This is a genomic window from Kitasatospora sp. NPDC059088 (assembly GCF_042738155.1).
Classification (GTDB): Bacteria; Actinomycetota; Actinomycetes; order Streptomycetales; family Streptomycetaceae; genus Kitasatospora.
In genome coordinates, this window is record NZ_JBHYGR010000006.1 from 39,802 (window position 1) to 54,399 (window position 14,598).

Consider the following 14,598-nt stretch of genomic DNA (forward strand, 5'->3'; position numbering starts at 1 on the left):
CCGCGGAGGCCGCCCCCCCCCCCCCGGGGGGGGGGGGCGCCCCCGCCCCCCCCCCCCCGGCCCGGGCCCCCCCCCCCCCGGGCCCCGCGCCCGGTTCGGACGGCCGGGGCCGAACCGCGTTTCGCAACAGCGTGTGCCCGGACGCGGGGCAGGCAGCTGTGCCGACGTCTCCGGGCCGCCACGTCTTGTCCCTCTTCTGACGGTTACCCGCACTTGGTGGGTGCTCCCGCCACGCCCGACGACCGCCGCCGGGACCAGCTGCGGGGACCACGGAGGAAAGATCATGAAGGTTGCCGACTACCTGTTGCGACGGCTGCGCGAGTGGGAGGTCGAGCACGTCTTCGCCTACCCCGGCGACGGCATCAACGGACTGCTCGCCGCGTGGGGCCGGGCCGAGGACCGGCCGCGGTTCATCCAGGCCCGTCACGAGGAGATGGCCGCCTTCCAGGCCGTGGGGTACACCAAGTTCTCCGGCCGTACCGGGGTGTGCGCGGCCACCTCCGGTCCCGGCGCGATCCACCTGCTCAACGGGCTGTACGACGCGAAGCTCGACCACGTGCCGGTGGTGGCGATCGTGGGGCAGACCGACCGCAGCGCCATGGGCGGCTCCTACCAGCAGGAGGTGGACCTGCTGTCGCTCTACAAGGACGTGGCCTCGGAGTTCTGCGAGATGGTCACCGTCCCCGCACAGCTGCCCAACGTCCTGGACCGGGCGATCCGCATCGCCACCACCCGCCGCACCGTGACCGCGCTGATCGTCCCCGCCGACGTGCAGGAACTCGACTACGAGCCGCCCGCCCACGTCTTCAAGCAGGTCCCCTCCAGTCTCGGGGTCCCCCACTACGCGCCGGTGCCGGGGGACGACGACCTGGCCCGGGCCGCAGAGGTCCTGAACGCGGGCGAGAAGGTCGCCGTGCTCGTAGGCCAGGGCGCGCGCCGGGCCCGCCCCGAGGTCGAGCAGGTCGCGGAACTCCTCGGTGCCGGCGTCGCCAAGGCCCTGCTCGGCAAGGACGTCCTCCCCGACACGCTGCCGTACGTCACCGGCTCGATCGGCCTGCTCGGCACCCGGCCCTCCTACGAGATGATGCGCGACTGCGACACCCTGCTCGTGGTCGGATCGAGCTTCCCCTACAGCCAGTTCCTGCCGGCCTTCGACCAGGCCAGGGCAGTGCAGATCGACCTGGACCCGTCCATGGTCGGCCTGCGCTACCCGTTCGAGGTGAACGTCGTCGGCGACGCCGCCGAGACGCTGCGCCGGCTGCTCCCGCTGCTGGAGCGCAAGGAGGACCGCACCTGGCGCAAGACGGTCGAGGAGAACACCGAGCGCTGGTGGGAGGTCATGCAGCGCCGAGCCGAGGTGACCGCGGACCCGGTCAACCCGGAGTACGTGCTGCACACCCTGGACGCGTTGCTGCCCGAGGACGTCATGCTGTCCTCCGACTCCGGGTCGGCCGCCAACTGGTACGCCCGCCACCTGCGGATGCGCGGCAGCATGCGCGGCTCGCTCTCCGGCACGCTGGCCACGATGGGCCCCGGCGTGCCGTACGCGATCGGCGCCAAGTTCGCCCACCCCGATCGGCCGGCCATCGCCGTCGTCGGCGACGGCGCCATGCAGATGAACGGCCTGGCCGAGCTGATCACCGCCGCCAAGTACTACCACGAGTGGACGGATCCGCGTCTGGTCGTGGCGGTGCTGAACAACCAGGACCTGAACCAGGTCACCTGGGAGATGCGCGCCATGCAGGGCGCCCCGCAGTTCGAGCCCTCCCAGCATCTGCCCGACGTCCGCTACGCCGACGTCGCCCGGTCGTTCGGCCTCGACGGCGTACGGGTCGAGCGGCCCGAGGACGTGGGGCCCGCCTGGAGCCGGGCGCTGGCGGCGGACCGACCGTTCGTCATCGACTTCCGCACCGACCCGGCGGTGCCGCCGATCCCGCCGCACGCGACCTGGGACCAGGTCAAGGCCGCCGCCTCCGCCGTGCTGCACGGCGACAGCGACCGGGCCGCCGTCGTCCGCCAGGGGGTCAAGGCCAAGGTCCAGGAATTCCTGCCCGGCGGCCGGAGCTGACCATGGCCGACGCGCGGAAGGTGGACGTGGACCTGGCGGCCCTGGAACGGGCGCTGCGGGAGGAGGTGGACGGCGAGGTCCGCTTCGACCCGGGCAGCCGCGGCGCGTACGCGACCGACGGCTCCAACTACCGGCAGGTGCCGCTCGCCGTGGTGGTGCCCCGGACGGTCGAGGCGGGCGCGACGGCGCTCGCGGTGTGCTCGCGCTTCGCCGCGCCGGTGCTGTCCCGCGGCGGCGGCACCAGCCTGGGCGGACAGTGCACCAACACCGCCGTCGTCATCGACTGGACGAAGTACTGCAACCGCCTGCTGTCGGTGGATCCGCCCGCACGGACCTGCGTCGTGGAGCCCGGCATCGTGCTGGACGAACTGAACCGGCAACTCGCCCCGCACGGGCTCATGTTCGGTCCCAAGCCGTCCACCCACACGCACTGCGCGCTGGGCGGGATGATCGGCAACAACAGCTGCGGCGCCTCCGCCCAGGTCTACGGCAAGACCGTCGACAACGTCCGGCGCCTGGAAGTGCTCACCTACGACGGCGTCCGCTTCTGGGCCGGCCCCACCGACGACCAGGAGTACCGGCGGATCGTGGGCGCCGGCGGTCCGCGGGCCCGGCTCTACCGAGGCATGAAGGACCTCGTCGACCGCAACCTGGCCGCCATCCGGCGCGGCTACCCCAAGATCCCCCGCCGGGTCTCCGGCTACGACCTGGACTCACTGCTGCCGGAGAACGGCTTCGACGTGGCCAGGGCCCTGGTCGGCAGCGAGGGCACCCTGGTGGCCGTCCTGCGGGCCGAACTCGAACTGGTCCCGGTGCCGGCCGCCGAAGCCCTGCTGGTGCTCGGGTTCGACGACATCTACCGGGCGGCCGACGCCGTCCCCGAACTGCTCGCCCACAGCCGGCCCAGCCAGCTGGAGGCCGTCGACGGGCGGATGGCCCAGCTCATGCGCGAGGAGCGCGCCTACCTCGACTCCCTGGAGCGGCTGCCCGAGGGCGACAGCTGGCTGCTGCTCCAGTTCACCGGCGACACCGAGGCGGAGGCCGACGGCAAGGCCCGGGACCTGCTGCGCGCCCTCGGCCGCTCCGAGGACGACCCGTCCGTGGCACTCTCGGACGACCCGCCGCGCGAGCAGGAGATGCTCAGGGCCCGGGAGGCCGGGCTGGGCGTGACCGCCCGGCCCCCGGACGGCGCCGAGACCTGGGAGGGTTGGGAGGACTCCGCCGTCGCGCCCGAGAAACTGGGCGACTACCTGCGCGACCTGGAACGGCTCTTCGCCCGCTACGGCTACCAGCAGGCCTCCCTGTACGGACACTTCGGGCAGGGCTGCGTCCACACCCGGATCCCGTTCGAACTGTGCGAGGGCCGCGGGGTCGAGGCGTTCCGGGCCTTCCTGTTCGACGCGGCCGACCTGGTCGCCTCCTACGGCGGTTCGCTGTCCGGGGAACACGGTGACGGCCAGGCCCGCGGCGAACTGCTGCCCCGGATGTTCGGCGCGCCGCTGGTCGAGGCGATGGGCGAGCTCAAGTCCCTCTTCGACCCGGGCGACCGGATGAACCCGGGCAAGGTCGTCCGCCCGTACCGCGTCGACGACAACCTGCGCCTCGGCGCCCGCTGGCGCCCTGAACCGCACCGCGCGACGCAGTTCGCGTACCCCGACGACGACGGCGACTTCGGGCAGGCCGTCCTGCGGTGCGTCGGCATCGGCAACTGCCGCACCCACCGGGGCGGGGTGATGTGCCCCTCGTACCGCGCGACCCTGGAGGAGGAGCACTCCACCCGCGGACGGGCCCGGCTGCTGTTCGAGATGCTCGGCGGGGTTCTTCGGCCATCCCGAGGTCTACATCGTGGCGCTGCCGTTCATCTCCCTGGCCTCGCTGCTGATCGCCGTGCCGACCGGGGTGAAGTTCTTGAACTGGGTCGGCACCATGTGGAACGGCTCGCTGTCCTTCGAGACCCCGATGCTGTTCTCCCTGGGCTTCCTGGCGACCTTCCTACTCGGCGGCCTGACCGGGGTGCTGCTGGCCCCGCCGCCCATCGACTTCCACGTGACCGACAGCTATTTCGTCGTCGCCCATCTGGACGGCCCGATGGTCGGCGGTGAGCTGGTCCAGCAGGTCTTCGTCGGAGTGCGCGGCTCAGCCCTCCAGGGCGTCGGCTATGCGGTGCAGCACGCCACCGGCGGACGGGCGGCGCGGCGCGGTCTCGCGTACGGCCTGCATCCGCTCGCCGATCTCCTGGAGCTCCTTGCGGCCGAGGGCGGCCCGGACCATCGGGAACCACGATGCCTCTTCCTGCTCGATGTGCCGTTCGACGGCGTCGATCAGGACGGCGGTCTTGGCGTCGTAGCCCTCGTCGCCGGGCGACATCCGGCTCAGCTCCTCGCAGAGCACGTCGGCGACGTGGTGTTCCTCCTTGGCCCGGTCCATGTCCTCGGCGAGCCCGGGTACCTCCTGGCGGATCCGGGGGTAGACCAGTTCGTCCTCCAGATAGGTGTGCACGGTCAGCGCCTCGATGATCCGCCGGACCGCATCGGTCCGTGCCCGGTCGTCGCCGTCCTGGGCCAGCCCCCGGTATTCGCGGAACAGACCGCGGACCTCCTTGTGGTCCTCCCGCAGCAGGACGATCGCATCGTTCGACATCGCAGGGCTCCTTCGTCCTCGGCCCCCTGTGTGAACCGGGCGTGTCCCCTGGCAGGGCGGCACCAAACGCGGGCCGTCGGCGGAGCCACCACAGGTGGATCCGCACGGACCGCGCGGTTTACCGCGGCCCTTCCCGGGCAGGCGCACGGTACGTCCCGGCTCCGGAGTGACCACCGGGACGGCCATCGTCACCCGCTGTGGCGGCCGGCACCCCACGTCGGCCGCCACAGCGGTGCGCTCACCCCGGGCCGGACACGTCGAACGATGCACGAATCCTTTCTCGTGCGTCGGCAATGGTGAAAGACGGGTCCTATCGTGGAGGCATGGACAGCGGCAGGACGACCGACCGGCAGTGGACGTTCCTGACCAACCACGCCCGCGTCCTCGTGCAGATCGCCCGCGACCCGGGCATCCGGGTGCGCGACATCGCCACCTGCTGCCTGCTCACCGAACGAGCCGTCCAACGCATCATCAGCGACCTCGAACAGGCCGGATACCTCAGCCACGAACGCCGCGGCCGCGCCAACCACTACCGCGTGATCGCCGCCAAACAGCTGCGGCACCCCGCCGACGCCGGCCCGACTGTCGCCGAACTCCTCGCCGCCCTGCTGCACCGACCTGCCGACGGCCAGCAGGAAACGGACGGCCATCGGGGCCAGGCGCCGACCACGCCGGAGTCCTCCGGACCGTGACCATGCACGCCTGATGCCGGGCGGGGCCCGCGCCGTCCCGGACGAACCGCGCCGGTGTGACGGACCGATCCGGACCCCGTATCAGGTCCGGCTCTGCCCCGTAACCCGGTTACCCCGTCGGACCGGGCCAGGCGCAGACGCGCTGGGCCGGGTAGCGGGCCCGGTGGCCATCCGCAGGGGCGAGGGTCCAGCCCCGAGCGGGGGCGCCATTGCGAGCACATCAAGGAGAGCCTGCTCGACCACAGGTGGACGAGGAACAGGCCGAGGAGACCGCGGCCACACGGTTGACAAGGAACGTGCCCGACACGGGAGTCGAAGACCGGGAGCCGCAGCTCGACGCACGACATCCCGTCCGGCCGGCGAGGCGGGCCACCGGCGCCCGAGCCGCCGAGTACCGCAGCGGGTGAATCCGCCCTCCGGACACCACCCACAACGGAAGGAGCCCGGAACCATGACCCGCCAACCACCGAACGAGGACGGGTTCACCGTTCAGGTCCACCCGTGGGCCGAAGGAACCGTCCTGGCGCCGTACGGCGAGCTCGACCTGGAAACCGTCGCCGACCTGGAGGCTGCCCTCACCCCGGCGCTGGCCCAGCCCGGCAGGGTCATCGTGGTCGACTGCGCCGGCCTGGAGTTCTGCGACTCCACCGGACTCAACCTCCTGCTCCGGGCCCGGGCCCGCGCGACGGCGGACGGCAGCCGCATCGAGCTGGCCTGCCCCGGCCGATGATTCGGCGCATGCTCGAACTCACCGGCGTCACGCACGCGTTCCCGATCCGCGACACCGTCCCCGGCTGATGGGGGAAGGCACCTGACGGCCGGCTGACCACCGTCGAACCGGAGCCGAACCGGCCGAAGAGGCCAGTTCCCGGCCGGTCCGAAGGTCGGCGTTCGCCCGCGCCCTGCGGCCTGATACCTGTCACGGCTGTCACCCTTCGGCCTCCGGTGGCACAGTGGGATCAGGCGACGGGGCTGCCGCCGTCGGGCCGGGGCGCAGTGCACGGCGCCTGGCCGAAGGGCGATCCGGACGGTGGGACGGATGGACGAGCAACTGGCGGCGGGCGGAGAGCAGGCGCTCCGGCAGCTCCTGGCCGGGCTGACGGCCGTCCGCGACGGCGACTTTCGCATCCGGCTGACTCCGGGGAAGCCCGGAGTGCTGTCGGAGATCGCGGAGGTCTTCAACGGCATGGCCGACCAGCTGGCCCGGGTGACCTCCGAAGTGACCCGGGTGGCCCGCGAGGTCGGTACCGAGGGGCGTCTCGGCGGCCAGGCGCAGGTGCCGGGAGCGTCGGGCACCTGGTCGGACCTGACCGACTCGGTGAACGCGATGGCGGGCAATCTGACCGGGCAGGTGCGCAACATCGCCCAGGTGACCACCGCGGTGGCCCGCGGTGACCTCACTCAGAAGATCGACGTGGACGCCCGCGGGGAGATCCTGGAACTCAAGAACACCGTCAACACGATGGTCGACCAGCTGTCCGCCTTCGCCGACGAGGTCACCAGAGTCGCCCGCGAGGTCGGCACCGAGGGCCGCCTGGGCGGACAGGCCCGGGTCGAGGGCGTCGCGGGGACCTGGCGCGACCTGACCGACTCGGTGAACTTCATGGCCGGGAACCTCACCGCCCAGGTCCGCAACATCGCCCAGGTCGCCACGGCCGTCGCCGAGGGTGACCTCACCCGCAAGATCGACGTGGACGCCCGCGGGGAGATCCTGGAGCTCAAGACGACCCTCAACACGATGGTCGACCAGCTGTCCGCCTTCGCCGACGAGGTCACCAGAGTCGCCCGGGAGGTCGGCACCGAGGGCCGCCTGGGCGGACAGGCGGACGTGCGCGACGTCTCCGGGACGTGGCGCGACCTCACCGAGTCCGTGAACGTCATGGCGGACAACCTGACCGCCCAGGTCCGCTCGATCGCCGAGGTGACCACGGCGGTCGCCGGGGGCGACCTCACGCAGAAGATCCGGGTGGATGCCCGCGGGGAGATCCTGGAGCTCAAGGAGACCATCAACACGATGGTCGACCAGCTGTCCGCGTTCGCCGACGAGGTGACCAGGGTGGCCCGGGAGGTCGGCACCGCCGGCAACCTGGGCGGGCAGGCCACCGTCCGGGGCGTCTCCGGCACCTGGAGGGACCTCACCGAGAACGTGAACGTGATGGCCTCCAACCTGACCGGCCAGGTGCGCTCGATGTCGGAGGTCGCGACGGCCGTCGCGCGCGGTGACCTCTCGAAGAAGATCACCGTGGAGGCCAAGGGCGAGGTCGCGGCCCTCGCGGGCGCGATCAACACCATGGTCGACACCCTGTCGGTGTTCGCCGACGAGGTGACCAGGGTCGCCCGCGAGGTCGGCACCGAGGGCATCCTCGGCGGTCAGGCCCGGGTGCCGAACGTCGCCGGCACCTGGAAGGACCTCACCGACAACGTCAACTCCATGGCGCACAACCTCACCAGCCAGGTGCGCAACATCGCCCAGGTGACCACGGCGGTCGCCGAGGGCGACCTGACCCGCAAGATCGACGTGGACGCCCGCGGCGAGATCCTGCGGTTGAAGACCACCGTCAACACCATGGTCGATCAGCTGAGCTCCTTCGCCGCAGAGGTCACCAGGGTCGCCCGCGAAGTCGGCAGCGAAGGCCGGCTCGGCGGCCAGGCAGAGGTCGAAGGCGTCTCGGGCACCTGGAAGCGCCTCACCGAGAACGTCAACGAACTGGCCGGCAACCTGACCCGGCAGGTCCGCGCCATCGCCGAGGTCACCAGCGCCGTCGCAGCCGGCGACCTCACCCGCTCGATCAGCGTGGACGCCTCCGGCGAGGTCGCCGACCTCAAGGACAACATCAACGCCATGGTCGGGTCCCTGCGCGACACCACCCTGGCCAACCAGGAACAGGACTGGTTGAAGTCCAACCTGGCCCGTTTCTCCGCCGCCGTCCAGGGTCGACGTGACGTCCGGGCCGTCGCCGACATGATCACCGACGAACTGACCGCCCTGGTCGGCGCCCAGTACGGCGCCTTCTACCTCGCCGAGGAGACCGAGGACCACCCCGAGCTCGTCCTCATCAGTGCCTACGGCCGCTCCCTCGCGGACCTCCCGGAACAGCGCCTGCGGCTCGGGGACTCCCTGGTCGGCCAGGCCGCCCGTAGTCGGCGGATCATCGCCGTCGACGACCTGCCGGCCGGCTACGCCGTCATCGGTTCCGGAGCCGGGCGGGCGGACGCCCGGTACCTGGTCGTCCTGCCCATCACCTTGGAGGAACGGCTCCTCGGCGTCCTGGAGTTCGCCTCCGTCCACCCGTTCACCCCGGTCCACCTCGACTTCCTGGAGCAGTTCACCGAGTCCTGCGGCGTCAACATCGGCACCCTGCTCGCCAACGCCCGCACCGACGAACTGCTCGCCGAGTCCCAGCGACTGACCGCCGAACTCCGGTCCCGGTCCGAGCAGTTGCAGAAGGGACAGGAGGAGCTGCAACGCTCCAACACCGAACTGGGCGAGCAGGCCGCCCTGCTCGCCCAACGCAACGGCGACATCGAGGCCAAGAACCTGGAGATCGAGCAGGCCCGTCAGGAACTGGAGGAACGCGCCCGGCAGTTGAGCCTGACCTCGACGTACAAGTCCGAGTTCCTGGCCAACATGAGCCACGAACTGCGCACCCCGCTCAACAGCCTGCTCATCCTCGCCCAACTGCTCGCCCAGAACACCGGCGGCAACCTCACCGCCAAACAGGTCGAGTACGCGGGCGTCATCCACTCCGCCGGCGCCGACCTGCTCCAGCTCATCAACGACATCCTCGACCTCTCCAAGGTCGAGGCCGGAAAGATGGAGATCACTCCCGAGCCCTTCCTCGTGCGCGAACTCCTGGAGTACGTGGAATCCACCTTCAAACCCCTTGCGGACCAGAAGGGACTCCACTTCGAGGTCTCCCTGGACCGCAGCATTCCCGACGAACTCGTCGCCGACCAGGCCAGGCTGCGCCAGGTACTGCGCAACCTGCTCTCCAACGCCGTCAAGTTCACCGACACCGGCCGGGTCGAGCTCCGGATCGAGCGTGCCGAGGGAGCGGACGTGCCGCCCGAGCTCCGCCGGACAACCGCGGTGGCCTTCCACGTCGAGGACACCGGCATCGGCATCGACACCGCCCACCTGGAAACCATCTTCGGCGCCTTCCAGCAGGAGGACGGCACCACCAGCCGCCGCTTCGGCGGCACCGGCCTCGGCCTGTCCATCAGCCGCGAACTCGCCCGGCTCCTCGGCGGAAGCCTCGACGTCACCTCCACACCCGGACGAGGCAGCCGCTTCACGCTATACCTGCCGGTCACCGAGCCGCAGCAGGAGAACGGCGACCCCGCCGATCCGCTGATCCTCGTGGTCGAACCCGACCCGCCGGGCCTGCTCACCCTTCTCACCCGAACCGCCGTCGAATCCGTGGGCGCGACCGAGGCGGCGGCAAAGGTCGTCAGCGCCGAAGACGCACCGGGGCTGCGGGCGGCCCTGTCCGGACCCGGCCCGCAGTGCGTCATCCTCGACCTCTCCCGCTCCGGCGAACTCGCACCGACCCTGCTGGAGGAGCTGGCGGACGGTACTCCCGTCCTCGGCTACGCAGGCGACCGGACGCGCCGGCCCCCCGGTGACGCGATCGGAGGCATCGACCTCGTCCACGGACTGGACGACCTGCACGACCGGGTGATCCAGCTGCTCGGCGGGCGCCGTCCCGTACAGCAGAGCCCCGCACCGGCATCCGCCACCGCGGACGAAGCGGTCGCCGGGCGGACCGTCCTGATCGTCGACGACGACATCCGCAACGTCTTCGCCTTGGCCGAGGCCCTCGAACAGGGCGGTCTGAACGTGCTGCACGCCCCGGACGGCAACGCCGGTCTCGCCCTGCTGCGAGCACACCCCGAAACCGCGCTCGTCCTGATGGACGTGATGATGCCCGGGCTGGACGGCTACGGCGCCATCGCCGCCATCCGTGCCGACGAACGCTTCGCCCACCTGCCGGTCGTCACCGTCACGGCGAAGGCCATGCCCGGGGACCGGGAGAAGAGCCTCGCGGCGGGCGCCGACGACCACGTCACCAAGCCGGTCGACACCGGCAGCCTGCTCGACCGGATCCGACAGTGGACGGACCTTCCGTGACCGCCGAGGAGGAGCCCGGGAGGACCACCGCCCGGGCCTTGGCCGCGACCGTCCGCCGACTCCAGGACGCCGCCGCGCGAACCCGGGAGGAGGCCCGACGCAGAACGGTCGTCGACGTGGCCACGGGCATGCTGGCCGAACGGCTCGGGCTCGTGCCCGCCGAAGCCTCCGCACGCCTGGCCCGGCTCGCCCGCGAGGCCGGCGTACCGGTCCCGACCCTGGCCGCCGACATCGCCCGCATCCACGACGCCACGCCCGAGGCCCCCGAGGGCGGCCTGGCCGCCCCGCCGCACCTGACGCCCGCCCTCGCGGCCGAAACCGACCTCCAACGGGCCGCCGACGCGGTCCTGGAACAGACGGACCCGCTCGGCGTCCGCGGCGTGGCACTCTGGCAGCGGCTGCCCGGCGGAGCGCTCGCCCTCGCGGCGCACGCCGGGCTCACCGCCGACGAAGCCGCCGTCTGGAGCCGGGTCCCGCCCCGCGTCGACACCCCCGCGCAGCATGTCGTCCAAGGCGGAACGGCCCTGTGGCCCGGCGACCGGGCCGCAGCACTTCCTTCGATCGGTGCCGCAAACGCGCGGGCCGTGCTGCCGCTGCTGGACGGGGGCCGCTGCCGTGGCGCGTTCGAGGTGCTGTGGTCCGGGCCCGCTCCCGCCCTCGGTCCGTCCCACCGCCGACTGCTGGTCGGGCTCGCCGACCTCTGCGCGACCCTCCTCGGCCCCGTACAGGAGCCCGAACCGGCCGACGAACTCGCCGTCCTGCTGGAGGGGCTGCTCTCTCCCGCGCTGCTGCTGGAACCGGTCATCCGGGGCGGGCAGGCCACTGATTTCACGCTCGTGCGGGTCAACACCCGCTTCGACGACCCGCTGGGCCGCCCCCGGCAGGCGCTGGAGGGTGCCTCTCTCCTGGAGACCTACCCGCTCGCCTGCGCCACCGGGCTCTTCGAACGGCTGCTGCGGGCCCACCGCACCGGCATCCCCCTGCCCGGCGAGTCCGTCAAACTGGGCTTCACCACGGGACGACTCGCGCTTCCCGCCGACACCCAGCTGGCCATCGCCCCGTTCGGTGGCCGGCTGGTGGTCGGATGGCAGCTGGGGACCTCACCGTCCGACGACGACCAGCAGGTCGCACTACTGCGCCAGGCACAACGGCTGGCCCGCGTCGCCGGATTCGAGGAACTCCCCGGCCAGGGCGTGATCCGCTGGAGCGACGGCCTGCGAGAACTCTTCGGCCTGCCGCCCGAAGCCGCACCCGTCCCACTGCGCCACCTGACCCGGCTCGTCCACCCGGACGACGAACCCGCCGTACGGCGCCTGGTCGACACGGTCCGACAACGACACCGCACCGCCTCAGGGGTCTTCCGCCTCGCCCTCCCGGACGGCACGCACCGCTACGCCCACGTGATCGCCGAGCCGCTGCTCGACGACGACGGCCGGCTCCTCGCAATCCGCGGCGCCTACCACGACGTCTCCGCGCAGCACCGGACCGAGGTCGCGCTCGACGCCACCCAGGAGCGCCTCGCCGACAGCGAGAAGCAGGCCTCTGAGGGTGAGCAGCTGGCGCTGCGGCTGCAGCAGGCCATCCTGCCCAGCGCACCGCCTCCGCTCGCCGCGATGGGGCTGCGCGCCACCGTACGCTACCGGCCGGCCGCACAGCGCGACCGGGTGGGCGGGGACTGGTACGACGTGCTGCCGCTGCCGGACGAGCGGGTACTGCTCGCGGTCGGCGATGTGGCCGGCCACGGCGTCGGCGCTGCCACCGGCATGGTCGCCCTGCGGCACGCGCTGCGCGGTCTGGCCGTCACGGGTGCCGGGCCGGGCCGACTGCTGGAGTGGGCGAACGCTGTCGCACTGCGCGAGCCGGGCCAGGTGACCGCCACAGCCGCCTGTGTGCTCTTCGACCCGGCGGCAGGCCAGCTGCGCTGGGCCCGCGCGGGCCATCTGCCGCCGGTCCGGTTCAGTGGCGAGGGAGCGGAACTCCTGCCACTGCCCCACGGGGTACTGCTCGGCGCTCTGCAGGAGGCCCGCTACGAGGAGCGGACCGTGCGGCTCGGCACCCACGACGTACTGCTGCTCTACACCGACGGCCTGGTCGAACGGCGGGACCGCCCGGCCGAGGAGTCCGTGGACGAGCTGATCCGGGCCGCCGGGCCGCCCGGCCCCGACCTGGAGCACTACCTCGACCGGCTGCTGGCCCTCAGCTCGGCCGACACCCAGGACGACACCTGCCTGATCGCCGTCCGGGTCGAATAGGTCGCACAGAGCGGGCGGCGGCGTGTGCGCGCAGCGTTAGGAGCGGACGGGTCCGGGTAGGCGCGGCCGAGTGAGGGGGTGGCCGAGACCGGGACCGAAAGGGACTCCCATGTTGCTACTGCTAGGACTACTGCTGACGGCGGCGTCCGGCACATTCGCCGGACTGCTGATCGCGGACAACCTCTCCGGTGGACCCGAGTACCAGGTCACGGTGCTGGGCAACGACCTCGTGACGCTCAACAGCCTCGGCGTCTTCCTGTCCGGCGTCGCCCTCGCCCTGCTCTTCTGCCTCGGCCTCGCCCTGATCGGGCTGACCAGGCGGGCCCCGCGCCGCCGGCCGCGGCCGATCACCCACCGGGCACCGTACCGCCGGGCCCGCCCGGCGCAGCCCATCGAGCCTGTCGAGCCGCTCGCCCCGCCGGTGGAGGCGGAAACCCCGGCACCGGAACGGCGGGCCGCCGAACAGGGTGGTCGGGCCGCCGGGATGCCGGAGGCCGAACCCGCACGAGGCGGCCGGATCCGGCACCTGTTCGGACACTGACAACAGAGGAGTGGTAGAGCCCGGACGACACGGCGGAGGAGCACGGGAGGTGCTGACGGATGACCAGGGCACCGCTGGCCGCCGCTTCGCGCGCTCACGGCGGGGTACGGGCTCGAGGACTGCGGCTGTCGCGGCACGCGGGGGCCTCGGCCGAGGCCCGGGCCCTGACCGTCGCCTTCCTGGCCGACGTGGCCGATCCCGTCGTGGCAGTCGACGCCGCGCTCCTGGTGGCCGAACTGGTGGGCAACGCCGTACGCCACACGGGTCAGCCGGGCTGGCTCCTCCTTGTCCGCCGCCCCGACCTCCTACGGATCGAGGTCAGCGACTCCAGCCCCCGTCCGCCGGTGCCGCGTCGCCCGCGCGGCCCCGGTGAACCGGGCGGCCACGGCCTGTTGCTGCTGGACCGCCTCGCACTGCGCTGGGGCTGGCGTCGGTGGGGCCCGGGAAAGGTCGTCTGGTGCGAGCTGCGGATTCCGGCTGGTTGACGGTCCCTGCCAGGCGCCCGGAGCACTCCAGCAGCATCACGTGCACGAACGCCTGCGGCAGGTTGCCCCGCCCACGCCTTGCCTCCGGAACGCACGGACTCGGCCACCCCACGCAACCCCGGCGCGTCCCGGTCGGTTCGTCCCGGCATCCGCGCTTACGACGGCGCGGGCCGGGCAGGCGCTGGGGCGGCCGGGAGAGACCCGGTCGGTGACCCCGAGGAGGCACAGGATGAGCATGGTCAAGGAGTCCGTCGAGGTCGGCGTCCCGCTGCGCACCGCCTACAACCAGTGGACGCAGTTCGAGGAGTTCCCCCGGTTCATGGAGGGTGTCGACTCGGTGACCCAGCTGGACGACCGGCACAACCACTGGCGCACGAGCATCGGCGGCGTCAGCCGTGAGTTCGACACCGAGATCGTCGACCAGCTGGCCGACGAGCGGATCGCCTGGCGCACCATGGACGGGGAGGTGCAACAGAAGGGCGTCGTGACCTTCGAGCGGCTCGACGACCGGCACACCCGCGTCAACATGGCCATCGACTTCCAGCCCGAAGGCATGGCGGAGAGGGCCGGCGACCTGTTCGGCGTCGTGGACCGCAGGGTGAAGGGAGACCTTCACCGGTTCAAGGAGTTCATCGAGCAGCGCGGCCGGGAGGAAGGCGGCTGGCGGGGCAGGATCTCCCCCGCCTGAGGTCTCCCGACCTCGACCACGACGTGGGGGGGGGGGGGGTCTGCGCCGCGCGCCCCCCCCCGGGGTGGGGCCGTGACCGCGGGGGGGGTTTAATTGATAGT

General features: G+C 72.1%; 9 protein-coding genes and 2 pseudogenes. 10 read left to right on the forward strand and 1 reads right to left on the reverse strand.

The features are described from left to right. Positions 1-283 precede the first annotated feature (283 nt). The 3 genes and pseudogenes from ACFWXO_RS04550 to ACFWXO_RS04560 form a co-directional block, all read left to right on the forward strand. A complete protein-coding gene (locus tag ACFWXO_RS04550) occupies positions 284-2,068 on the forward strand; it encodes a thiamine pyrophosphate-requiring protein (RefSeq protein WP_380522163.1) in 1,785 nt (594 codons plus the stop codon). A 2-nt stretch (positions 2,069-2,070) separates the two neighbouring features. Continuing rightward, positions 2,071-3,885, forward strand: a pseudogene (locus tag ACFWXO_RS04555) (FAD-linked oxidase C-terminal domain-containing protein); the annotation flags it as partial. A gap of 28 nt (positions 3,886-3,913) precedes the next feature. After that, positions 3,914-4,165: pseudogene (locus ACFWXO_RS04560) on the forward strand (cbb3-type cytochrome c oxidase subunit I); the annotation flags it as partial. Between the two features lie 39 nt (positions 4,166-4,204). On the opposite strand, the gene ACFWXO_RS04565 reads toward ACFWXO_RS04560, so the two are convergent. After that, entirely contained in the window at positions 4,205-4,708 is a 504-nt protein-coding gene (locus tag ACFWXO_RS04565) for a hemerythrin domain-containing protein (RefSeq protein ID WP_380522165.1), read from the reverse strand. Between the two features lie 323 nt (positions 4,709-5,031). Here ACFWXO_RS04565 and ACFWXO_RS04570 point away from each other — a divergent pair, with 323 nt between their 5' ends. The 7 genes from ACFWXO_RS04570 to ACFWXO_RS04600 all read left to right on the forward strand — a co-directional run bounded on the left by ACFWXO_RS04570 (position 5,032) and on the right by ACFWXO_RS04600 (position 14,497). Then, the gene (locus tag ACFWXO_RS04570) at positions 5,032-5,400 is read left to right on the forward strand and encodes a helix-turn-helix transcriptional regulator (protein WP_380522167.1); all 369 of its coding nucleotides are present in this window, start codon (positions 5,032-5,034) and stop codon (positions 5,398-5,400) included. A 451-nt stretch (positions 5,401-5,851) separates the two neighbouring features. Continuing rightward, on the forward strand, positions 5,852-6,130 hold the full coding sequence (locus ACFWXO_RS04575) for an STAS domain-containing protein (protein ID WP_380522169.1): 279 nt from the start codon (positions 5,852-5,854) through the stop codon (positions 6,128-6,130). A 309-nt stretch (positions 6,131-6,439) separates the two neighbouring features. Beyond that, positions 6,440-10,531, forward strand: a complete 4,092-nt coding sequence (locus tag ACFWXO_RS04580) for a HAMP domain-containing protein (RefSeq protein WP_380522171.1) — start codon at positions 6,440-6,442, stop codon at positions 10,529-10,531. Next, positions 10,528-12,783 carry a SpoIIE family protein phosphatase gene (locus tag ACFWXO_RS04585; RefSeq protein WP_380522173.1) on the forward strand — a complete coding sequence of 752 codons (2,256 nt, stop codon included), beginning with the start codon at positions 10,528-10,530 and terminating at the stop codon, positions 12,781-12,783. Before ACFWXO_RS04580 ends, ACFWXO_RS04585 begins: the two co-directional genes overlap by 4 nt. Positions 12,784-12,892: 109 nt before the next feature. Next, positions 12,893-13,324, forward strand: coding sequence for a hypothetical protein (locus ACFWXO_RS04590; RefSeq protein WP_380522175.1), 432 nt, complete (start codon positions 12,893-12,895; stop codon positions 13,322-13,324). Positions 13,325-13,383: 59 nt separating this feature from the next. Further along, the gene (locus tag ACFWXO_RS04595; protein WP_380522178.1) at positions 13,384-13,809 is read left to right on the forward strand and encodes an ATP-binding protein; all 426 of its coding nucleotides are present in this window, start codon (positions 13,384-13,386) and stop codon (positions 13,807-13,809) included. 229 nt (positions 13,810-14,038) lie between these two features. After that, complete coding sequence (locus ACFWXO_RS04600) at positions 14,039-14,497, forward strand: SRPBCC family protein (RefSeq protein ID WP_380522181.1); 459 nt, start codon at positions 14,039-14,041, stop codon at positions 14,495-14,497. The last annotated feature ends 101 nt before the right edge of the window (positions 14,498-14,598 follow it).

Excerpts from the sequence above, each read along its gene's own strand:
- ACFWXO_RS04550 (WP_380522163.1), top strand. The coding sequence starts at position 284 with ATGAAGGTTGCCGACTACCTGTTGCGACGGCTGCGCGAGTGGGAGGTC.
- ACFWXO_RS04565 (WP_380522165.1), bottom strand. The coding sequence starts at position 4,708 with ATGTCGAACGATGCGATCGTCCTGCTGCGGGAGGACCACAAGGAGGTC.
- ACFWXO_RS04570 (WP_380522167.1), top strand. The coding sequence starts at position 5,032 with ATGGACAGCGGCAGGACGACCGACCGGCAGTGGACGTTCCTGACCAAC.
- ACFWXO_RS04575 (WP_380522169.1), top strand. The coding sequence starts at position 5,852 with ATGACCCGCCAACCACCGAACGAGGACGGGTTCACCGTTCAGGTCCAC.
- ACFWXO_RS04580 (WP_380522171.1), top strand. The coding sequence starts at position 6,440 with ATGGACGAGCAACTGGCGGCGGGCGGAGAGCAGGCGCTCCGGCAGCTC.
- ACFWXO_RS04590 (WP_380522175.1), top strand. The coding sequence starts at position 12,893 with ATGTTGCTACTGCTAGGACTACTGCTGACGGCGGCGTCCGGCACATTC.
- ACFWXO_RS04595 (WP_380522178.1), top strand. The coding sequence starts at position 13,384 with ATGACCAGGGCACCGCTGGCCGCCGCTTCGCGCGCTCACGGCGGGGTA.
- ACFWXO_RS04600 (WP_380522181.1), top strand. The coding sequence starts at position 14,039 with ATGAGCATGGTCAAGGAGTCCGTCGAGGTCGGCGTCCCGCTGCGCACC.